The organism is Idiomarina sp. A28L, from assembly GCF_000218785.1.
In the GTDB taxonomy this organism is placed as follows: domain Bacteria; phylum Pseudomonadota; class Gammaproteobacteria; order Enterobacterales; family Alteromonadaceae; genus Aliidiomarina.
In genome coordinates, this window is record NZ_AFPO01000020.1 from 183174 (window position 1) to 206654 (window position 23481).

At 45.8% G+C, this 23481-nt stretch carries 16 protein-coding genes; 9 read left to right on the top strand and 7 right to left on the bottom strand.

Features of this window, described 5'->3' with window-relative positions; genetic code table 11:
* Positions 1–39: 39 nt before the first annotated feature.
* From odhB to sdhC, 6 genes are all read right to left on the bottom strand, one after another.
* On the bottom strand, positions 40–1626 hold the full coding sequence (gene odhB / locus A28LD_RS07710; protein WP_007420518.1) for a 2-oxoglutarate dehydrogenase complex dihydrolipoyllysine-residue succinyltransferase: 1587 nt from the start codon (positions 1624–1626) through the stop codon (positions 40–42).
* 16 nt (positions 1627–1642) lie between these two features.
* Entirely contained in the window at positions 1643–4447 is a 2805-nt protein-coding gene (locus A28LD_RS07715; protein WP_007420519.1) for a 2-oxoglutarate dehydrogenase E1 component, read from the bottom strand.
* Between the two features lie 146 nt (positions 4448–4593).
* A complete protein-coding gene (locus A28LD_RS07720) occupies positions 4594–5310 on the bottom strand; it encodes a succinate dehydrogenase iron-sulfur subunit (protein ID WP_007420520.1) in 717 nt (238 codons plus the stop codon).
* Between the two features lie 12 nt (positions 5311–5322).
* Positions 5323–7083 (bottom strand): succinate dehydrogenase flavoprotein subunit, encoded by a 1761-nt coding sequence (gene sdhA / locus A28LD_RS07725; RefSeq protein ID WP_007420521.1) that lies wholly within the window; start codon positions 7081–7083, stop codon positions 5323–5325.
* A gap of 9 nt (positions 7084–7092) precedes the next feature.
* A complete protein-coding gene (sdhD, locus tag A28LD_RS07730) occupies positions 7093–7440 on the bottom strand; it encodes a succinate dehydrogenase, hydrophobic membrane anchor protein (RefSeq protein WP_007420522.1) in 348 nt (115 codons plus the stop codon).
* Positions 7434–7808, bottom strand: a complete 375-nt coding sequence (gene sdhC, locus A28LD_RS07735) for a succinate dehydrogenase, cytochrome b556 subunit (RefSeq protein WP_007420523.1) — start codon at positions 7806–7808, stop codon at positions 7434–7436. The genes sdhD and sdhC overlap by 7 nt, the downstream gene beginning before the upstream one ends.
* A gap of 309 nt (positions 7809–8117) precedes the next feature.
* Here sdhC and gltA point away from each other — a divergent pair, with 309 nt between their 5' ends.
* Positions 8118–9398 (top strand): citrate synthase, encoded by a 1281-nt coding sequence (gltA, locus tag A28LD_RS07740; protein ID WP_007420524.1) that lies wholly within the window; start codon positions 8118–8120, stop codon positions 9396–9398.
* 168 nt (positions 9399–9566) lie between these two features.
* Positions 9567–10430 (top strand): homoserine O-acetyltransferase/O-succinyltransferase family protein, encoded by an 864-nt coding sequence (locus tag A28LD_RS07745; RefSeq protein WP_007420525.1) that lies wholly within the window; start codon positions 9567–9569, stop codon positions 10428–10430.
* Between the two features lie 121 nt (positions 10431–10551).
* On the opposite strand, the gene A28LD_RS07750 is transcribed toward A28LD_RS07745, so the two are convergent.
* Positions 10552–11820 carry an O-acetylhomoserine aminocarboxypropyltransferase/cysteine synthase family protein gene (locus tag A28LD_RS07750; protein WP_007420526.1) on the bottom strand — a complete coding sequence of 423 codons (1269 nt, stop codon included), beginning with the start codon at positions 11818–11820 and terminating at the stop codon, positions 10552–10554.
* A gap of 360 nt (positions 11821–12180) precedes the next feature.
* Between A28LD_RS07750 and A28LD_RS07755 the strand changes: the two genes are divergently transcribed.
* From A28LD_RS07755 to A28LD_RS07785, 7 genes are all read left to right on the top strand, one after another.
* On the top strand, positions 12181–13248 hold the full coding sequence (locus tag A28LD_RS07755; protein WP_007420527.1) for an efflux RND transporter periplasmic adaptor subunit: 1068 nt from the start codon (positions 12181–12183) through the stop codon (positions 13246–13248).
* 41 nt (positions 13249–13289) lie between these two features.
* Positions 13290–16601 (top strand): efflux RND transporter permease subunit, encoded by a 3312-nt coding sequence (locus A28LD_RS07760; protein ID WP_007420528.1) that lies wholly within the window; start codon positions 13290–13292, stop codon positions 16599–16601.
* Positions 16594–19668, top strand: coding sequence for an efflux RND transporter permease subunit (locus A28LD_RS07765; RefSeq protein WP_007420529.1), 3075 nt, complete (start codon positions 16594–16596; stop codon positions 19666–19668). The genes A28LD_RS07760 and A28LD_RS07765 overlap by 8 nt, the downstream gene beginning before the upstream one ends.
* Before the next feature lie 84 nt (positions 19669–19752).
* Positions 19753–20610: an EamA family transporter gene (locus A28LD_RS07770; protein WP_007420530.1), complete on the top strand. Its 858-nt coding sequence runs from the start codon at positions 19753–19755 to the stop codon at positions 20608–20610.
* A gap of 140 nt (positions 20611–20750) precedes the next feature.
* The gene (locus A28LD_RS07775) at positions 20751–22019 is read left to right on the top strand and encodes a DEAD/DEAH box helicase (RefSeq protein ID WP_007420531.1); all 1269 of its coding nucleotides are present in this window, start codon (positions 20751–20753) and stop codon (positions 22017–22019) included.
* A gap of 269 nt (positions 22020–22288) precedes the next feature.
* Positions 22289–22705, top strand: coding sequence for a nucleoside diphosphate kinase regulator (gene rnk / locus A28LD_RS07780; protein WP_007420532.1), 417 nt, complete (start codon positions 22289–22291; stop codon positions 22703–22705).
* A 73-nt stretch (positions 22706–22778) separates the two neighbouring features.
* Positions 22779–23477, top strand: coding sequence for a hypothetical protein (locus A28LD_RS07785; protein ID WP_139043552.1), 699 nt, complete (start codon positions 22779–22781; stop codon positions 23475–23477).
* Positions 23478–23481: the final 4 nt, after the last annotated feature.

The following is a 23481-nucleotide window of genomic DNA, read 5'->3' on the forward strand; positions in this document are numbered from 1 at the left end:
TGACAGCGGTAGCCCTAAATGGCTACCGCCGAAGTGCCTTTAGATATCCAGCAATAAACGCTGAGGATCTTCTAGCAGGTTCTTAACGGTAACTAGGAAGCCTACCGATTCTTTACCGTCAACGATTCTGTGATCATAAGACATCGCCAGATACATCATTGGCAGAATTTCAACTTTGCCATCAACCGCCATTGGCCGATCTTGGATTTTGTGCATACCCAAAATTGCGCTTTGTGGTGGGTTTAAGATAGGCGTTGAAAGCAATGAACCAAACACACCACCGTTAGTGATTGTAAAGTTACCGCCTTGCATTTCATCCATAGTTAGCTTGCCATCGCGGCCTTTAATCGCTAACTCTTTGATGCCTGCTTCAATTTCAGCCAAGCTCAACTTATCGCAATCGCGTAACACAGGTGTTACCAAACCACGAGGCGTTGAAACCGCAATGCTGACATCGAAGTAGTTGTGATAAACAATTTCATCACCATCGATCGATGCATTTACTTCAGGGAAGCGTTTTAATGCTTCAACAACTGCTTTCACGTAAAAAGACATGAAGCCTAGGCGAATGCCATGGCGCTCTTCAAATTCTTTTTGATACGTTTTGCGAAGGTCCATGATTGGTTTCATGTTCACTTCGTTGAACGTCGTTAACATTGCTGTTGAATTTTTCGCTTCAAGCAAACGCTTAGCAATGGTTTTGCGCAAACGGGTCATGGCTACACGTTTCTGTGTGCGATCACCGCTTACTGCAGCTGGCTTGCTTTCTGATTTAGCTTCAGATTTACTCTCAGATTTTTTATCACCGGCTGATTTCACGTGTTTTTCAACGTCTTCTTTAGTAATACGGCCATCTTTACCAGTACCTTTAACATCGCTTGCGCTTAAATCTTTCTCAGCAAGCAAACGGCGCACTGAAGGGCTTACTGCATCGGAATCTTTATCTGAACCGCTATCGTTCGAGCTCTCTTTAGTGCTCGCAGATTTGCCTTCAGATTTAGCCTCGCCACCTTTGATGATTTTACCAATCACATCTTTGGCACCAACGTTAGCGCCTTCATCGTGAATAATTTCACTAAGCACACCATCAGCTTCAGCTACAACTTCCAAAACAACTTTATCGGTTTCGATATCAACTAAGTTTTGATCACGGCTTACTTTATCACCGGCTTTTACATGCCAAGCTGCAATCGTTGCTTCTGATACTGATTCTGGCAACTCAGGAACTTTAACCTCAATTTCTTCGCCAGAAGCATCTTCATCAGAGTTTTCTTCATCAGAGCTCTCTTCGTCTGAGCTTTTTTCTTCTGAAGAAGTATCTTCTTTATCAGCGGCTGCTTCTTTCTTTGATTCTTCTTTATCATCAGAATCAGAGCTTTCGGAAGCATCACCTTCTTCAATACTGCCGATAACTTCTTTAGATTTCACCGTAGCACCCTCTTCTGCAGAAATCTTACCGATCACGCCGTCGGCCTCTGCAACTACTTCGAGTACAACTTTATCGGTTTCGATATCTACCAGGTTTTGGTCACGGCTTACTTTATCGCCTTCCTTAACGTGCCAAGTTGCGATAGTGCCATCCGCTACGGATTCCGGTAATTCTGGTACTTTGATTTCAATCGCCATGATTTCATCTCACCTGTTAAATACTTAACGCTTCGTTAACGAGTTTTTCTTGCTGTTCTTTATGCACCGATGCGTATCCTACCGCTGGTGAAGCAGAAGCAGCCCGTCCGGCATACTGTAACTTACCACCATCAGGAATCGCTTCCCGGAAATGATGCTGGCTACAATACCAGGCGCCTTGGTTCTGTGGTTCTTCCTGACACCAAACAAACTCTTTCACATGTTGGTAATCTTTCAAAACCTCTGCCATCTCTTCATGCGGGAACGGGTAAAGCTGTTCTACCCGAATAATAGCCACATCAGTTTGCTCATTCTCACGGCGAGCAGACAACAGATCGTAGTAAACTTTACCACTACAGAACACGACGCGTTTTACTTTTTTCGAATCAAGGTCATCGATTTCACCGATAACATTTTGGTACTTACCAATTGCTAATTCATCCAAGCTCGATACTGCATCAGGATGGCGCAATAGCGATTTTGGTGTCATTACAATCAACGGGCGACGCACAGGGCGAAGCTGTTGACGGCGCAACATATTAAATACCTGAGCTGGAGTTGTAGGTACACAAACCGACCAGTTGTGATCAGCTGACAGCTGCAAGAACCGCTCTAACCGCGCTGAACTATGTTCAGGGCCTTGGCCTTCATAACCGTGTGGTAGCAATAGTGTTAACCCACACAAGCGGCCCCACTTTTGCTCACCCGAGCTTAGAAACTGATCGATAACAACCTGCGCTCCATTGGCGAAATCACCAAACTGCGCTTCCCAAATAACCATTGTATTTGGTTCAGCGGTTGCATAGCCGTATTCAAACGCCATTACTGCTTCTTCCGAAAGCACCGAATCATAGATTTCGATCGGCGCTTGATCTTTATCGATCGCAGTTAGCGGTAAAAATGTGCCTGCATCTTTCTGGTTATGTAACACCGAGTGCCTATGGAAGAATGTACCTCGGCCACAATCTTGTCCGGTCATGCGAATACGATGCCCTTGCTTCACAAGTGAAGCATACGCCAACGTTTCTGCCATACCCCAATCAAGCTTGCGCTCGCCTTTCGCCATTTTTGCGCGTTCTTCGTAAACCTTTCCAACGCGAGAGTTCAATTTAAACTCTTTCGGCACATGGCTTACTTTTTCTCCAAGCGCATGCAGTTCGTCTTTGGAAATGCTGGAATCGTAATCAACATCCCATTCATTCCCTACGAAAGGAGTCCAATCAACTGAATGCGCTTTCATTGGCCGCCACTCATCTACTACGCAATCACCTTTATCAAGGGCATCACGGTAATCAGCAACCAACTTTTTAATATGATCTTCATCAACCACTTTTTCATCAAGTAAACGCTTCGCGTAAATTTCCCGCGGAACTGGATGCTTTTTAATTTTCTGATACATCAGCGGTTGCGTTGCATTGGGCTCATCAGCCTCGTTATGGCCATGGCGGCGATAACATACTAAATCAATCACCACATCACGTTTGAACGTGTTGCGATAATCGATAGCTAGCTGAGATACAAATAGAACCGCTTCTGGGTCATCCGCATTCACATGAAATATCGGAGCCTGAACCATTTTAGCGATATCAGTACAATATTGTGTAGAGCGAGCATCTTCGCGTTTCGAAGTAGTAAAGCCAACTTGGTTGTTCACTACGATGCGAATGCTACCACCTACTTGATAAGCACGCGTTTTCGAAAGGTTGAAGGTTTCTTGCACAACACCTTGGCCCGCAATAGCCGCATCGCCATGAATAGTAATTGGCAGCGCTTGGCTACCATCTTTACAGCCACGGCGATCCATACGAGCGCGAACTGAACCAATAACTACTGGGTTAACGATTTCTAAGTGCGAAGGGTTGAAAGCCAGTGCCAAGTGAACATTGCCACCTTCAGTTTCAAAATCAGAAGAAAAGCCCATGTGATATTTTACATCACCGGCTTTATCTGTGGTGTTCTTACCGGCAAATTCATCAAACAACTCATTTGGGTGTTTGCCCATCACGTTGATCAATAAATTTAAACGGCCACGGTGCGCCATACCAATCACAACTTCTTTCGCGCCATTAGCACCCGCTCGGCGAATTAAAGATTTCATTAATGGAACAAGTGCATCACCACCTTCTAATGAAAAACGCTTAGCGCCCGGAAACTTTGAACCCAAATATTTTTCGAGGCCATCAGCGGCTATCAAATCTTTTAGTGTCTTCTTGCGCTCTTCTTCGGAAAACTTTGGTTTGCCGAGTTGTGATTCCAAGCGCTGTTGAATCCAACGTTTTTCTCCTGTATCAACGATGTGCATATATTCAGCACCAATAGAACCACAATAAATGGCCTCTAAAGCTTGCTGAATATCTTTTAATTTGGCGGTATCTTTGCCGATCACTAAAGAGCCTACATTGAACTCGGTGTCCATGTCGTCTTTGGTGAGGCCATGAAACTGGGCATCAAGATCTTGCACGGTTTCTTGCTTCCATAACCCGAGAGGATCGAGCTGGGCGTGTTGGTGGCCCCGAAAGCGATAAGCATTAATTAGCTGTAATACGCGAACCTGTTTTTCTGCGATATCCGAATTAAGCGAGCCTGACCCCGCCTGTTTCAACTTCTGTTTCGCAGCTTCACGGAATTGATCACGTACTTCACTATGTTTAACGTCGATAGCTGAGCCATCGCTAGGTAGGCTATCAAATAGCTCTCGCCATTCCGAAGGTACTGCTTCGGCGTCGTCTAAATACAGCTCAAATAGTTCTTCTATGTAAGCTGCGTTTCCTCCAGAAAACTGCGAGGACTCAATCCAGGCTTGCATTGCGCCTTCTTGCATTGCTTTTCCTTTCACTGGTTTGAACTGCGAAAAAACAGCAGATACGCGTTGATAAAAAAGGTTTCTTTTTTAAAAAAATAGCCATCCGTAGCGGGATGGCTATCTTTACAACTCACCACTACTATATCAGAAAACCTGCGGTTTCGCTAAACCGCGCGGCTCAGTAGCATTGATTTGATGTGTCCAATAGCCTTGGTTGGGTTTAACCCCTTCGGACAAACATTTACGCAATTCATAATGCCATGGCATCGGAATACACTAAATGCATCGTCAAGGTCGTCTAAACGCTCTTCGGTTGCCGTATCACGGCTATCCGCTAAGAATCGATAGGCATGCAGTAAGCCTGCTGGTCCTACGAACTTATCAGGATTCCACCAGAACGATGGGCATGAGGTTGAACAACATGCACAAAGAATACACTCGTACAGGCCATCTAACTTTTCACGCTCTTCAGGGCTCTGCAAGCGTTCGCGTGCAGGTGGCGTTTTATCATCATTGATCAGATAAGGCTTAACTTTCTCATATTGCTTGTAGAACTGTGTCATATCCACAATCAAATCACGGATTACTGGTAACCCAGGTAACGGGCGAACCACAACCTTGTTTGATTTTAACGACGATAAACTAGTAATACAGGCTAAGCCATTTCTACCATTAATATTGAAACCATCAGAACCGCAAACACCTTCACGGCATGAACGACGGAACGAAAGGCTTGGGTCGATTTCTTCCTTAATTTTAATGAGTGCTTCAAGCACCATCAAATCTTGGTCGTCCTTAAGCTCTAACGTGTAATCCTTCATGTGTGGCTTCTCATCCACTTCAGGGTTGTAACGATAGATCGAAAATGTAATTTTTTTCATCGTTTGAACCTTTTAGTAAGTGCGCGCTTTCGGCGGGAACGCCTCGCGCAGCTTAGGCGCCATATTCACATCACGATTTACCATAGTTTGTGATTCAGGACGATACACTGTGTGTACCAACCATTTCTCATCATCACGCTCTGGGAAATCGGCACGGCTGTGAGCTCCACGGCTCTCTTCACGATAACTTGCAGAAACAGCCGTTGAGTAAGCAGTTTCCATTAAGTTATCGAGTTCTAAACATTCAATACGCGTGGTGTTGAAGTCCATACTGGTGTCGTCTAAACGAGCATGGTCTAAACGCTCACGAATTTCGCGAAGCTCTTGCAAGCCTTCTTTCATTGCATCGCCTTCACGGAATACCGAGAAGTTCATTTGCATACAATTCTGCAAATCTTTGCGAATTTTGAACGGGTCTTCGCCTTTCTGCGTATTGTTCCAGCGGTTTACACGGGCCATTGCAGCATCTACATCAGAGGCAGAAGCATCACGGGCTTCAGTGTTCGCAGCTAACGCATCAGCTAAATGTAAGCCTGTTGCACGGCCAAACACTACTAAATCAAGTAGTGAGTTACCACCTAAGCGGTTCGCGCCATGAACAGATACACAGGCAATCTCACCACAGGCAAACAAGCCCTGAATCGGTGAAGTATTCCCTTTTGCATCTACTTGCAAACATTGGCCGTTCACATCAGTAGGAATACCACCCATCATATAATGGCAGGTTGGAATTACTGGAATTGGTTCTTCAGCTGGATCTACGTGAGCAAAGGTTTTTGCCAAATCACACACACCTGGTAGGCGTGATTCTAGGGTTTCGCGCCCTAAGTGATCTAGTTTCAACTTAATGTGTGGACCCCAAGGGCCATCACAACCACGGCCTTCGCGAATTTCTGTCATCATTGCACGGGCTACAACATCGCGGCCGGCAAGATCTTTCGCGTTTGGCGCGTAGCGCTCCATGAAACGTTCACCATCTTTATTCAATAGGTAACCACCCTCGCCTCGGCAACCTTCTGTTACCAAAGAACCAGCACCTGCGATGCCAGTTGGGTGGAATTGCCACATTTCCATATCTTGCACTGGAACACCGGCACGAAGTGCCATACCAACACCATCACCGGTGTTAATGTGCGCATTAGTGGTTGAGGCGTAAATACGGCCAGCACCACCGGTAGCAAGAATTACAGCTTTGGCTTTAATATGAAAAACTTCGCCACTTTCGATATCAAGGGCAGTTACACCTGTAACCGCGCCATCTTGGTTTTTTACCAAATCGAGAGCGTACCATTCAGAAAGAACAGTAGTTTTATTCTTTACGTTTTGCTGATACAACAAATGCAATAAAGCGTGGCCTGTGCGGTCAGCTGCAGCTGCGGTACGCGCCGCTTGCTCACCACCGAAGTTCTTAGATTGACCACCAAATGGACGCTGATAAACTCGGCCATCTTCAAAACGAGAAAAAGGTAAACCCATATTCTCAAGTTCTAAAATTGCTTCTGGGCCAGTTTTACACATGTATTCGATAGCGTCTTGGTCACCGATATAATCAGAACCCTTAACAGTATCGAACATGTGCCATTGCCAATCATCTTCGTGCGCGTTACCTAGTGCAACGGTGATACCACCCTGCGCTGATACAGTGTGCGAACGAGTTGGAAATACTTTCGACATCAGCGCACAGCTCATGCCGTTTTCTGAAATTTGCAATGCAGCACGCATACCCGCGCCGCCAGCGCCGATAACTACTGCATCAAATTGAAGTTCTTTCATGTTGCTCACTTAGACACCCCACAATACAAACAAACCGGTGAACCAGTACGCGAGCAGTGCAATCACAAAAATAAATTGAATAATGCCGCGTAGGAGAGAGTGCTTCACATAATCAGTGAGAACTTGCCAAATACCAATCCAGCCATGAATAAGCAAACCGGTAAGCGTAAGTAATGTGAAGATTTTCATGCCAAGGTGGCTGTATAACGTTACCCACTCGGAATAACCCACTGCAGGATTACATACGAGCCAAGCAACCAAAAAGATTGTGTAAGCCAGCATGATAACTGCAGATGCACGAACTAAAATGAAATCGTGCGTGCCGCTGCGGCCGAATGTAGATGCTATTTTTACCATAACCAAACTCCTGCCAGGATAGCGAGTACAACCCCACCGGCAATTGCTAGCACTGCTGTAATTTTACCAGATTCTTTTTCTTCACCGAACCCAAGGTCCATGAAAATGTGGCGAATACCGGACAGCACATGATAGCCGAGAGCAGCTAGGAAGCCCCATACAAGGAAACGTACGAGCGGATGCGCAAAAATTGCCTGCGCTTCTGAGAATCCTTCAGGAGAGGTTAACGATTTTGCGAGTAGCCAAACCAAAAGGCCGACTAACACCAACATAATCACACCAGAAACCCGGTGTAAAATGGAGGATATCGCTGCGGGTGGGAAGCTGATTGTGGTCAGCTCCAGGTTAACAGGTCTTTGTTTTTTCACAACTGTTTGCCTTATCTGAAAACGCTGTTGAAATCAGTGTGCCCAAGTATATCTACCACAGCACACAATTACAATTACTCACTGCGCTTAAATATGGTTCAACGAAAAAGTTAAAACCCTGTTAAAATATGGCCTACAATCATGCAATAAGTAATTCAACTAGACTAAAGTAGTAAGTTCGTAACATTACACATCCATTATTCTAATCCTTACGTAAAATTGACAAACCACCCCTAAATCAAGTAAAACTAGCGCTCTTTTCTAGACCACTCGTTTTAGACCACTCGCACAGAATACAAGGAGATTTCCATGGCTGAGCGTAAAGCCACTATTCAAATCGATGGCAAGAGTATCGAGCTGCCGGTTCTATCAGGAACTGCTGGGCACGATGTAATTGATGTACGGACCTTAGGCAAGCACGGTTACTTCACTTTCGACCCTGGCTTTCTCGCTACTGGCTCTTGCGAATCGAAAATCACCTATATTGATGGCGAAAACGGCGTGTTATTGCACCGTGGCTATCCAATCGACCAATTAGCAACTGAAGCTGATTACTTAGAAGTCTGCTATATGCTAATCCATGGTGAAGCACCTTCTACAGAACAGTACACTGAATTCAAAGAAACCATCACCAATCACACTATGGTGCATCAAGGTATTCATGAATTTTTCGGTGGCTTCCGCCGTGATGCTCACCCAATGGCTATGCTTTGTGCGGTAACTGGTGCTTTATCATCTTTTTACCATGATGATTTGAACATCGCTGACCCCGAGCAACGTATTCGCAGTGCCTACCGCTTAATTGCTAAGATTCCAACGATTGCAGCAATGAGTTACAAGCACAATATTGGGCAACCATTCGTATATCCTAAAAACAGCCTGAGCTATTCTGAAAACTTCTTAAACATGATGTTCTCAGTACCGGCTGAAGATTACGAAATAAACCCTGTTGTTGCTAAAGCCATGGACCGCATTTTCACTTTACATGCGGACCATGAGCAAAATGCATCAACTTCAACGGTTCGCTTAGCAGGTTCTTCAGGCGCTAACCCATACGCATGTATTGCCGCAGGTGTTGCATCATTATGGGGCCCTGCTCACGGCGGTGCTAACGAAGCGTGTTTGAAAATGCTCGCGCAAATCGGTTCTGTTGATCGCATTCCTGAGTTCATTGCGAAAGCAAAAGATAAAGATGATCCGTTCCGCTTAATGGGCTTTGGCCATCGCGTTTATAAAAACTTCGATCCCCGCGCTAAAGTAATGCGTGAAACATGCCACGAAGTATTAAGCGATTTAAACATTAAAGATCCATTACTCGATGTTGCTATGGAATTAGAGCGTATTGCGCTAGAAGACCCATATTTCGTTGAGAAGAAATTATACCCGAACGTAGATTTCTACTCAGGTATCATTTTGAAAGCTATCGGCATTCCTACCAACATGTTTACCGTGATTTTCGCACTATCACGCACAGTTGGCTGGATTTCACATTGGCATGAAATGCTAAGTGAAAAAAGCCAAAAAATCGGTCGTCCTCGCCAGTTGTACACCGGTGAAGCTCAACGCGATTTTTCAGCCATAAAGAAATAACCGCAAGGTTGTAGAGGAGCCGCTCAACGCAATCGTTGGGCGGCTTTTTTTTTACAAATTCATTCGTAAAAATGGCTGCAAAACACTACACTCTTGCCGATAATAATCACTAGTGTCATCATACAGTTACATTTATGATGAATAACGCATTTGGGAATATACACTAATATGCCAGTAATTCTGCATCGGCCACTGCCGGCAATTGAAGAGCTACAAGCTGAAGGGCTTGCGATTGCCTATACCCCAAATAAAAAAGGCAAGCATTCGATTGGCATCCTCAACTTAATGCCGAATAATGCCGAAACAGAACGTCATTGGCTGCGTTTATTCGCGAATTTAAAAGAGAGCGTGGAAGTTCATTTTATTCGTTTATCAACTTGGCGCCCAAAAACAGCACAAGCAAAGCATATGGCCAAATTCTACGAGCCATTAACACTGGAAAGTGATTTCGATGGCTTATTGATTACCGGAGCGCCCCTTGGCCATAAAGAATATGAGCAAGTGCCGTATTGGGATGAGCTAAAAGAAATATTTGATATGAGCTCTTACTACGCAACCAGTACTCTCTACTCGTGCTGGGCTGCCAATGCCGCTCTGCATCACTACTACAATATTCCTCGGCGCTTGCGCGGCCGAAAAATTAGTGGCATCTATGAACATCGAATTGTAAGGCGCCATCCACTCGTTGAGCATATGGAACCTGGCGTTCAATTCCCGCATTCACGTTTCGCCGAAGCGAGGCAAACCCAACTATTCGCTCACCCAGAAGTTCGGGTGATTATGCAAGCACCTAATGCCGGCGCTTTTTATGCAGTAGATGAGCCGCGCCGCAGAGCTTATATTTTTGGGCACCCAGAATACGAAGCCGATACGTTACAGAAAGAATTTAAACGGGAGTTCCAAAAGGGCTTAGAGCCACTGCCGCCTGAATACTATTTTGTTGATAGCGAAACGTTTGAGTTACCGCTGCCACAATGGCAAGAAGAAGGTACCAAACTACTGCAAAACTGGATTAATTATTGGTTGAAATAGGCTAAGAAATCATCGATTTTCAGGCGAAAAATTAAAGCTTTTTATTAAAAACGGCGATTTAGTAAAGTTTTCTTTACCAAACCGCCGTTATTTACAACCACATGCTTTTCAAAATAAAAATTTAAACCGCGAGCGCTTGTTCTATATCCGCAATAATATCGTCGATATGCTCAATACCAATCGAAAGCCGAATCAGATCTTCGCTCACTCCTGCTTTACCAAGCTCTTCGACCGATAGCTGGCGGTGGGTAGTAGAAGCTGGGTGGCACGCCAATGATTTAGCATCACCGATGTTTACCAAGCGTAAAATTAACTGTAGTGAATCGATAAATTTTTCCGCTGCAGGCAACCCACCTTTAATACCAAAACTAAGGATTCCTGAAGCTTTGCCCGAACTAATCTTATGCGCCAACTGGTGATACTTATCATTAGGTAGGCCAGCATATTTAACCCAAGTAACTTGCGGGTGCTGAACAAGATATTCCGCTACTTTTTGCGCGTTCTCGCAATGGCGCTCTACCCGTAAAGCCAAGGTTTCTAGCCCTTGTAATAAATTGAAAGCACTTTGTGCAGAAAGCGCCGCACCGGTATTTCGCAGTGGCACTACCCGAGCCCTACCAATAAATGCAGCTTCGCCAAGCGCCTCTGTAAATACCACACCATGATAGGAAGGATCTGGCTTGTTCAGCTGCGGATAACGCTCGGCTTGCGCCGACCAATCGAATTTTCCGCTATCAACAATTATGCCGCCAATGGTTGTACCGTGGCCGCCAATATATTTGGTTAGTGAATGCACAACAATATCGGCCCCATGATCAAACGGGCGGCACAATACAGGGGTTGCTACCGTATTATCTACTACTAGCGGAATTCCGTGGGCATGGGCAATCTCAGCAAGCTTTTGCAAATCAACAATGTTGCCACCCGGGTTACCGATTGATTCACAAAACAACAATTTTGTTCGTTCATCAATTAGGGCCGCAATACCCGTAAAATCATCGGCATCAGCAAAACGCACATCAATCCCTTGATGCGGTAACGAATGTGCGAAGAAATTATAGGTTCCACCATATAGCTGGCTGATACTTACAATATTATCTCCAGCACTGGCCAAGGTTTGAATCGTATAGGCCGTTGCCGCCATACCCGAAGCCACCGCTAAAGCACCTATTCCGCCCTCAATCTCAGCAATGCGCTGTTCAAGCACAGCATTGGTGGGGTTCATAATTCGAGAATAAATATTTCCCTCAACTTTTAAATCAAAAAGATCAGCCCCATGCTGGGTATCTTTAAACGTAAACGATGTTGTTTGATAGATCGGCACCGCCGCGGCACGGATAGTTTCATCAGCAGTGTAGCCATGATGCAAAGCGAGTGTTTCTAGGCGCATAAAACGTTTCTCCAAATCATTAATAACGGCACATTTTTATTAACATAAAGCCTATACTTTAATTGATTTTAGAATTCTATATGTTTAGACGTCTAAATGTCTACTTAAACATGGATATTTTTATTTTCCGCACCCACGAAATTTTTTCGGCGTAAAAACTCAACTTTCCAACGCGAACGTTAGTGAAATTCACTAAATGTTTTTAAATGTTGTGGTGAATTCGCCACTTAAACAAAAGTAAACTTTGTGTAAAAACACAAAAGCAATTAAAAACAACAGTTTACATGGATTGGCACGAATTTCGCATTATCTAAGTAATGTTGGAGAGTAGTGTTAACTTACTTAATGGACCTAAACCAAATGAACACTTTTAATCTTAAAGTTTTTGCCATCCTAATCTTTATTCCAGTTGTACTCTCTGGTTGCGGTAATGCAGGGAGCTCAGGCTCAGTTGCATCTGCACCCGTGGAAACTGAGCGCGGCGTGCCCGTAGAGGTGGTTAACGTGGCTCAAGGAACCGTGCGCGCCAGCATTCAAGCCAGTGCCATACTTGAAGCCGAAGAAGAAACCGATGTAATTGCCCGAGTAAGCGGCATCGTTGAAGATATTTTGGTAGAAGAAGGTGATTTCGTTGAACAAGGGCAAGCTTTGGTGCGCCTTGAATCTTCGCGCTATCGCTACAGCCGTGATCAAATAGCCGCTGAACTCCGCGGTGTTAGCCAAGAGCTTACGCGTATGCGCCAACTAGCGGGCCAACAAATGATAAGTACCGAGCAAGTTGAGCGCTTGCAATCACGCCACGATGCGCTCTCTGCCCAGTTACAAATTGCTGAACTCGATCTAGCCGAGGCGGTTATTCGTGCGCCTATTTCTGGCCATATAGCCGAGCGTTTCGTGAAAACCGGCAACATGATTCAGGCGTATCAGCAAAAAGCCTTATTCCATATCGTTAACGATACTACCCTACGCGCTACCGTGAATCTGCCAGAACACGCACTTGCGAGCATCAAAGCCGGCCAAGAAGCGGATTTAGAGCTACAAGGCGCCGGCACTCACAACCGAATTTCTGCCAAAGTAACTCGCATAAGCACCGTAGTTGATGCTACTTCAGGAACCTTCCGCGTGGTGCTCTCGATACCAAACGCTGAGCAAAATCTTCGCGCCGGTATGTTTACCCGAGTAAACCTTCATTATGCGCAGAAACATAACGTAGTGCGCATCCCCCACCACGCACTCGTGAGTGTGGATCAGGCAAGCTATGTGTTTATCGCTAGTGAAAATAAATCAAAACGCTTAGCGGTAACTACCGGAATTCGCGAAAACGGCTGGATCGAAATAACCGAAGGGCTCGAAACCGGCATGCAATTGATTGTTACCGGCCAAAATACCCTTCGCAACGATGCGTTACTGGAAGTGGTTGAACTTTAAAACAACCGCCACATAACAACAATAATTCAAGGAAGCACCACATGAACGCATCAAACCCTTCAAAAAAAGGTATTGCCGCGCTTGCCGTTCGCCGCCCTGTTACCATTATTATGTTTACTCTCGCCATCGTTCTGTTTGGTTTCGTTGGCTTGGGCCGGTTGCCGGTTAACCTATTACCTGATTTAAGTTACCCAACGCTCACGGTTCGCACTGTTTATGCAGGTGCAGCCCCCAGCGAAATAGAGCAGCTTATTAATCGCCCTATTGAAGAAACGCTCGGCACCGTGAAAGGCGTACGCACCATTACATCGTATGCGCGCTCGGGCCAATCCGATATAGTGCTGGAGTTCGTTTGGGGCACCAACATGGATTTCGCCGGTATCGATATCCGTGAAAAGCTCGATATGGTAATGCTACCGCTAGATATCGAGAAACCAACGCTACTGCGCTTTAACCCTAATCTTGAGCCTATCATGCGCCTTGCTCTGAATCGTGAGGCTAGCAACGGCAGCCCTTGGCAGCTCCAAGAGTTGCGCCGTTACGCCGATGATGAGCTTAAACGCCAAATTGAAAGTATTCCCGGTGTTGCCGCCGTGCGAACCGGTGGTGGTTATGAAGATGAAGTACAAATTCTGGTGGATGAATATCGCATTAGCCAACTGAATATTGATATGCAAAGTATTATCAATAGGTTACGTGCAGAAAACATGAATCAATCAGGTGGCCGCATTGAAACCGGAACACAAGAGTTTTTAGTGCGCACGGTGAATCAATTTCAATCGCTAGAAGATATGGAAAATATCTATATTGCCAGCCGCGATGGCACCCCCATTCAACTTAAAGATATAGCGCAAGTACGTAGTGGCCACAAAGATCGCACCGCTATTAGCCGCGTAAACGGCCGCGAATCTATTGAGTTAAACCTCTATCGTGAGGGCGATGCAAATACGGTAACCGTGGCTGATGCCGTGCGTGCTCGTTTACCACAGATAAACCGGCAATTACCAGCTGATTACAGCCTTGAGCTACTTTCCGACCAATCAACTTTTATTCGCAACGCTATTTCGGCGGTAAAACAGAACGCGCTATTTGGCGGTTTGCTGGCCATGGGCGTTATCTTGCTATTTCTGCGAAAAATTGGCCCCACTATCATTATTTCGTTGGCGATTCCGGTATCTATTGTTGCCACCTTCCTATTTATGTTCATGGGCGGATTAAGCCTAAACCTAATGTCGTTGGGGGGTATTGCTCTAGCTGTAGGCCTATTAGTAGATAACGCCATTGTAGTGCTAGAAAATATCGATCGCCGCAAACAACTCGGCGAAGATAGCCGCGCCGCAGCCATCACCGGCACCCAAGAGGTAACCGGCGCAGTAATTGCCGCAACCCTCACCACATTAGCTGTATTTGTGCCCTTAGTGTTCGTGAGCGGCATGGCTGGGCAGCTATTTACCGATCAAGCTTTAACGGTGAGTTTTGCTTTAATCGCATCACTTTTCGTTGCTTTAACACTGATACCCATGCTTGCGAGCCGCCAGTTCCGCCAGCACTACATTGAAGATCAACAGCAACAACTTGAGCAAGAAGCCACTCAGCCAACAACACCTACTGCGCCCCCAACCCGCGGTGGCGTGTTGTTTTGGCTGGGCTGGCCATTTCGTACAATTTCAAAAACCCTGTTCTACTGGATACCGCTATTCGTAATACGTGTTTTTCGGTTGATATTTCGCGCGCTAGCCAAGGTTTTAAGCTGGTTAGCTCGCCCCATCATTTATGGGTTCGATAAGGGGTTAGCGGGTGTTAGCAAAGTGCATTCCAACAGCCTTACTCGCATGCAGCATAAACCATGGGCTTTTTTCTCTGTGTTTGCAGCGATTACCATTGCGTGTTTCGCGTTAGTACCGCGCTTAGGTGCAGAGCTTATCCCGCAAATGGAGCAACGTGAATTCTTTGTTGATATCGAACTTCCGCGCGGCACCCCAATTGCTCGCACCGATGAGTTCTTAGCAAGCGTAGCTACGCATTTAAGCCACGATAACCGTGTAGAACGCACTTATTCGGTAGCTGGTTCAGGTTCATTGATGCAAGTGCAAGCTAATCAAGGTGGCGATTTCTGGGGCCGATTCCACGTAGTTACCAAAGCCTCTGTTACTTCTGAGGCGCGCGATGAACTGATTAGTGAATTACGTACTTATTTAGATAGGCAACCCGATGTACAAGCCCGTATCGATTTCCCCGAGTTGGTGAGTATTGATATGCCCATGGTAGTTGAGCTCTATGGCTATGAACTCGATCGCCTGCTAAACAATGCCGAGCAAGTAGCTGCGCGTTTAGAAGAAGATCCAGCATTTACTGATGTGCGCAACGGCTTAACTCGAGGCCAACCTGAATTAGAGATTATTTTTGATCACGCTCGTTTGGCATGGGTTGGCTTATCTGCGCCCGATGTAGCTCGGGTAATTAGCACACAAATTGGTGGCCAAATTGCTACTCAATATAGTTTACAAGATCGGCAAATTGATATTCGTGTGCGCTTGCCCGATCACGTTCGGCAAAATCCGAATTTAGTTTCACAACTTATTATTAATCCTGGTAGCCCTGTTGAGCTACCCCTTTCGGCTGTGGCTGAAATTCGCAGCACCGTAGGCCCAAGTGAGATAACCCGCTTATCACAACAACGTGTTGCTTTAATTAGTGCCTCTGCTGCCGGTGATTTACGCAACGCACAAGCCAAGCTGGAACAGATTATTGGTGAAGTACGCTTAGCGCCCGGTGTTACTGCCAATATTGGTGGCCAAAGCGAACTGCTCGAACAATCGTATAACTCTCTGCTACTTGCACTGGGTTTAGCCGTGTTCTTGGTTTACCTAGTAATGGCCTCGCAGTTTGAAAGCTTTGGCCACCCGCTGCTGATTATGTTCTCAGTGCCATTAGCCGCCGCCGGCTCCATTGTTGGCTTGTGGCTAACCAACACGCCATTAAGTGTGGTGGTGTTCATTGGCTTGATAATGCTTGCAGGTATCGTTGTAAATAACGCCATAGTGCTTATCGATCGCATTAATCAACTGCGCAGTGAAGGTACCCAAAAGCTTGAAGCTATTCGGCAAGCAGCGGCTCAGCGGTTGCGGCCTATTTTAATGACCACCCTCACCACAGTGCTTGGCTTGTTACCATTGGCCTTAGGGATTGGAGAAGGCGCTGAACTGAGCGCCAGCATGGCTATTGCAGTAATTAGTGGTTTGCTATTCGCTACTCTGCTCACCTTGCTGTTTATCCCATTGGTTTATCAGCTCTTTGATCGCAAACACTTTGCACCGCAAGGTAGTGAAATAAATGGAGGCGCTCATGAGTAAAATTTCCGAGCTCAGTGCCCCATTAGCTAGCTTTGCATTAAAGCGGCCAGTAACGGTTTGTATGTTTTTCCTCAGTTTTCTCATTCTGGGGTTAGTATCGAGCCGGCTACTACCGTTGGAACAATTCCCCGGTATCGATATTCCACAAATCGTGGTTAACGTGCCTTATCGCAGCTCCACACCCGCTGAAGTAGAGCGGTTGATCACACGGCCACTAGAAGAAGCTTTAGCTACACTGCCCGGTATCGAAGAAATGCGTTCAAACTCGGGCGAAAACGGTGCAGATGTGGTACTTAATTTCGCCTGGAAAGATAGTATTTCCGCTCGCAGCATTGAAGCGCGAGAGCGTGTTGAAAGCATGCGCCATACATTACCGGACGACGTAGAACGCGTATTTATCTTCCAATTTAACACCGAAGATATGCCGGTAATGCAGCTACGAATTTCTAGCCAACAAGATTTATCCATGGCTTGGGAATTGCTTAATCGCCAATTAAAACAGCCACTAGAGCGCGTGGAAGGCGTTTCCAGAGTTTCTTTATATGGTGTGCAACAACGCGAAATCATGATTCGCTTAAACCCGGAATCACTCAGCGCCACAGGCCTTACTGTGAGTGCGATTACCGATATTCTGAATCAAGCCAACTTCACCATGTCGGCTGGATACTTGGAAACTGATTATGATCGAATACTGGTAAAGCCAGCAGGTGAATATCGCAACCTTGATGATATTCGCACGCTACCTATCACTACTAACTTAGCGCTTGGCGATATTGCCACCGTAAATTACGAGCTGCCGCGCCCAACCGATGGCCGCAGCTTTAATCAAAGCTTCGCCATAGGCCTCGATATATTTAAAGAATCAAATGCGAATTTAGTAGATGTAGCCCGCGCTGCTAGCCAGTTGATTGATGATGTGGCTAATAGCCCTGAGTTTTCCGGCATCAACTTGATGATGATGGATAATACGGCCGAAAGCGTTACTACATCATTACGTGATTTGTTAAAGGCCGGTGGCTTCGGCGCACTGCTCTCCATTATTGTGCTGTATTTATTTTTGCGCGATTGGCGCACCACGCTAATCATCGTAGTTTCTGTGCCTATCGCTATTTGCTTAACGCTAGGTGCCATGTATTTGCTAGGTTATAGCTTAAACATTCTCTCTATGATGGGGTTAATGTTGGCGATCGGAATGCTGATTGATAATGCTGTTGTAGTTACCGAAAGCATCCAGCAAGAACAACAAGCCACCGGTAAAATTCAAGATAAAGATACTGTAATTGCTGGCGCTAGCCGAGTTTCGCTGGCAATTATTGCCGGCACCCTCACCACGGCAATTGTGTTCTTACCTAATATATTTGGTGAAACGGATCAAATCACCATTTTCCTTGAGCATGTAGCCATTGCTATTTGTATTTCTTTGCTAGCTTCATTACTTATTGCGCAAACGTTAATCCCTATGTTGCTCAGTAAAATTAAGTTGAAAGTATCCGCTGAGCCACCAAAACCTGGGCTATTTAAACGTGGATATTTGCGTAGCCTACGCTGGTCGCACCGCCACCCAAGGCTTACAACATTATTTACGCTTATTATTATGGCCAGCACCGCCCTGCCTTTTAGTAATGTAGGCAGTGATGAAACCGATGTAGCCTATAATGATCGTTTATTTATTAACTACCACATTACTGGCCAATACAAACTCGATGAAGTAGAGCGAGAAGTAAATGCGTTAGAAGATTATTTATATGCTAATAAAGATGAATTCGAACTAGAGAATGTGTATAGCTACTACACCCCAGGCTACGCCATGTCTACGTTACTATTAAAGCCAGAGCGCACGCTTTCTGTTGCCGAAATTCAGCGCCGAGTTCGCGAAAATATGCCGCCACTACCCCGCAGCAAGCCGGTTTTTGGCTTCCGCGGTGGTGATAATAGTGGTGTGCAAATCACGTTACAGGGCCGATCTACGCAAGAACTCGAAGAGCTCGCCAACGATTTAATTCCTATGTTGGCGCGTATTGAAGGCTTAACCGATGTACAAACCGCTACCAGCAACGCTAAAAACGAACTACGTATTCGCATTGACCGTGAGCAAGCCGAACGTTTCGGTTTGAATAGTAGCCAAGTAGCGGAACAGATTGGTGTTGCTCTGCGTGGCCGCAACCTACGTTCTTTCCGGCACAACCCTGAAGGTGATATGCGCATTCGTGTTACCTTCCCAGAATATTTCAGCCTTTCTTTGCCGGAATTGCAACAAATGGTGGTGGCGCGAGTGGATAATACCCTCATTCATTTGAATCAAATTGCTACCATCGAAGAAGTTGAGCAACTGGGTAATATTCGCCGCTTTGATCGACAAACTGCTGTGCGCATTAATGCCAATTTAAGCGATATGTCGATGCCCGATGCTCGCACCGCCATCAACCAGGTAATGGGTAATGTGCAATTGCCCGATGGCTATCGTTGGAGCCTCGATGGTGGTTTTCGCGCCCAGCAACGGCAGAATTCCATAATGTTAATCAACATGCTGTTAGCTGTAGCCATGGTTTACGTGGTAATGGCTGCGCTGTTTGAATCACTGCTGTTGCCTTCAGCCGTTATTGGCTCACTTATCCTGGCTATCACCGGCGTATTCTGGGGGCTTTGGCTTACCGGTAACGCGCTAGAAATGATGTCCCTAATTGGTATGCTGATTCTGATGGGAATTGTGGTGAACAACGGCATTGTATTAGTTGATGCAGTAAATCAGCTAATTGATGAAGGCCAGGCGCTGGAAGAAGCTATTGTTGAAGCTGCCTCGCGGCGTGTGCGGCCAATTTTAATGACAGTAGCCACCACTATTCTCGGCATGCTGCCATTAGCCTTAGGCGATACCCAAATCGGTGGCGATGGCCCTCCCTACACACCGATGGCGATTACCATTATCAGCGGTTTAGCATTTAGCACGCTTACCAGCTTATACTTCGTTCCCCATGCCTATAGCCGCCTGTTATACTGGCGCTCACATTGGGGAATGGTGTGGGAGCGCTCAGGCAAACCATTACTGAAGCGTAAACAAATCACGTAACTTACGTAACTTAAGTAAATACACCAAAGCCATATAGCTGCCGGCAGATTCTGGCTAGCTATATGGCTATTTTGGAGAACAAGCATGCCAGTATTAATTCTCATCACTATCGTGTGGGCGTTCAGCTTTTCGTTGATAGGCGAATATTTATCACGCGATGTTGATGCTTATATTGCGGTATTCGTGCGTATGATTCTCGCATTGTGTTTACTATTACCTTTCTTAAAACTTAAAAATGTATCTCGGCCTATTCGCGTGCGGCTGATGATTATTGGCGGAATTCAAATTGGCCTTATGTATTTACTGCTCTATCATGCGTTTCTTTACCTTAGCGTGGCAGAAGTATTACTGTTCACAATTTTCACTCCGCTCTACATCACTCTAATTGATGAGTTATTACTAAACCGTAAACCCTTGCCAAGAATCTGGTGGCTGGCGGCCGCGCTTTCGGTTGTGGGCGCGGGATTAATTCGCTATCAAGGTTTAAGCAGTGAGTTTATTACCGGGTTCTTTCTTATTCAGGCTGCTAATATTTGCTTTGCTACGGGCCAAGTTGCCTACAAACGATTACCTCTTGGCGAATCAAAGCAACAAATTGGCGTATATGCGCTATTTTTCCTCGGTGCTACCCTAGTATCGGGTATTGGCATGCTGTTATTTGCTGATTACACCCGCTTACCCAACACGTGGGTGCATTGGTCGGTACTATTATGGTTGGGATTTGGCGCCTCTGGTATGGGCTATTTAGCCTGGAGCATTGCCAGCAAGAAAGTAAACATCGGCCAACTCGCTACTATGAATAACGCCCTCATACCCGCAGGGTTGTTGGTGAACTTCCTTTTGTGGGGGCAAAACGTGCAATGGGGTTCGCTCATTTTTGGCGGCGCTATTATTCTTTTTGCGGTATGGCTCACCTCACGTAAACCGCAAAGCAAACCTTGAACAAACAGCGCTGTTGATTGCGCTAAACCTGCTTCTGCTGTATCCTTGCGGCTGTTTTGAAAGGTTCATTTGAGCCTTTCGCAGCGGGCGGAGCCAAGAAGTTCTCAGCGCTCGCACTCACCAAAGAGATTTTGTATTTAATGAGTTTTGCTTCTCTGGGCCTTTGCGCCACTATTCTCGAAGCCTTGCAAGCCGAAGGCTATACCACTCCAACACCAATTCAAGAACAAGCTATTCCCGCAGTGCTCGCGCGCCGCGATGTAATGGCCGCTGCACAAACGGGAACAGGAAAAACCGCTGGTTTTACCTTACCAATGTTGGAAATTCTTAAAGATGGCGAACGCGCAAAGCCAAATGAAGCGCGGGTGCTTATTCTTACCCCTACTCGCGAACTTGCCGCGCAAGTAGGCGAAAGCGTTGAAACCTATGCAAAAGGCTTGAAATTAAGCTCTGCAGTAGTGTTCGGTGGCGTAAAAATCAACCCGCAAATGATGAAACTACGCCGCGGCGTGGATATTTTGGTAGCTACCCCGGGCCGCTTGCTGGATCTTTACCAACAAAATGCGGTGCGCTTTCCAAAGCTAGAAATCCTTGTATTAGATGAAGCCGACCGCATGCTCGATATGGGCTTCATTCACGATATAAAACGCATCATTAAAGCCTTGCCGGCGAATCGCCAGAATTTGCTGTTCTCAGCAACCTTCTCTGATGAAATACGCGATTTAGCCAAAGGCCTAGTAAACGACCCGGTAGAAATATCAGTTAGCCCGCGCAATACCACGGCGGAGCGCGTTGAGCAGGTTATTTACCCAGTACTCAAAGCCGATAAGCCGAATATGCTTATGGCGCTTTTGCGCCAGCTTGATTTACCGCAAGTGTTAGTGTTTAGCCGCACCAAACATGGCGCTAACCGGCTCGTAAAACAGCTCGATAAAGGCGGCTTTTTGGCTACCGCTATTCACGGCAATAAAAGCCAAGGTGCGCGCACCAAGGCATTGCATGAATTTAAAACCGGTAAAGTACAAATTCTAGTAGCTACCGATATCGCGGCTCGTGGCCTTGATATTGATCAACTTCCATTTGTGGTGAATTATGATTTACCACAAGTAGCTGAAGATTACGTTCACCGTATTGGCCGAACAGGCCGCGCGGGCGCAAGTGGCAATGCCATATCACTTGTGGAAGGCGATGAAGTGAAGCTGCTTAAAGCTGTTGAACGTTTAATTAAGCAAGATATTCCGCAACAGTATATGGAAGGCTTTACTAAAGTAGATTTATCGAAAGCCAAGCCTGCACCAAAACCTGCACGTGGCGGCCAACAACGGGGTGGCAGAGCACAAGGCTCTGGTAAACCTGGTGGTTCTGGTGGTTCTCGCTCGGGTAACCGCAGCCAAGGTGGCAGAAGTTAAGGTAGGCTTGTTAACGCTTTAGAGCGGCAACACTTATGCAGCACTAACGGCAACACAAGCAAACTATCTGGCGTTTTACTGTAACTCGCACTTTTGCGCTTGCATTTTCGTAAAATAAACGCCATAAATAGAGTATGAGTTTTATCCAAGCCGCCTGATTTAATCGGGCGGTTTTTTATTATGTCTATGGCTTATTATCTGTTTAGTTTATAGCCTGTAACGGAATGTTATTTGGCAACACCCAATAGTGCTGCCTTTGGAGAATTAGAATGCCAGAACCGAATGCTAAACCTACTCTTATTTTATCTGAACTCGATGTTATTCGAATTGAATCGCTTATCGAAAAAACGCCGGGCTTGAATAAACAAGTAGCCGCGTTAGAAGCCGAACTCGGCCGCGCAAAAGTAGTAAAGCCGCAAGAAATTCCGGCCGATGTAGTAACCATGAATTCCCGAGTACGCTTTCGTATTTTAGAAACTCACAAAGAATTTGAAAAAACCTTGGTGTACCCGAAAGATCTTGCTAACGTTGCTGAAAGTATTTCAATTTTCGCGCCAATCGGTAGCGCCATACTTGGTGTCCGCGTAGGCGAAACTATTGAATGGCCTACTCAACATGGTATTAGCCACGTTGAAGTAATGGATATCGTATTTCAGCCGGAGCGTGATGGTGATTTCACCAGCTAATTTATTATTCAAGCCTCTTTTTCAGAGGCTTTTTATTCTGTGTAAGCACAATTATTCTGATCCACCGCCGAAAATGAGCAGAAAAACTCATTTGCAGTTATTCATGCTAATGGCGGCTACATTGTTCGTGAGTGCTTGCAGCAGCCCTACTCTATATCTTACTACTGAAGGTTACAGCGAGGCGCAGCAGGCAGAATTACGCGCGCAACTAGAGCAGTTAAATTACACTGTTGAAACAACCCGCATTCAGATACCCGAAGCCTTTCCAGATACTACTATTTCAGTGAACCCAGCGTTTCGCGATATACCCTTTTTAGAACGTTTAGAGGCGCTACTGCAAGCTACTACCGGAGTATCTGTGCATAACATGCGCTTTGGTGAGGGAAATCACGCCTATTTTGGCAAAAACATTGGCATCTACATTCGCAATCCTGAATCCAAGCAACAACGTTTTGCAAATCCATTTCTACGCAGTGCCCAATGCCCACAACAAGATGGCTTGCTGAAAATTGAAACCGATGGCAGCTTCCAGCTCGAATACGTGTATTACGCCGATGATGAGCAAAATCTAAACTATTTAAATGGCCTTTGGCGTTGGCATGAATCAACTTTAAGCCTGCTATTTTCCGATGGCACAGAACAACACTTAGAGCACCGCCGTAGCGAAGTAGCCACCTACCAAGGTATGCGCCCAAGCGATATCTACACACCGGTAAACGAACACTCGGAAGCTATTGTGAACTGCAATTACCAAGTTATTCACATGCGCTAACAAC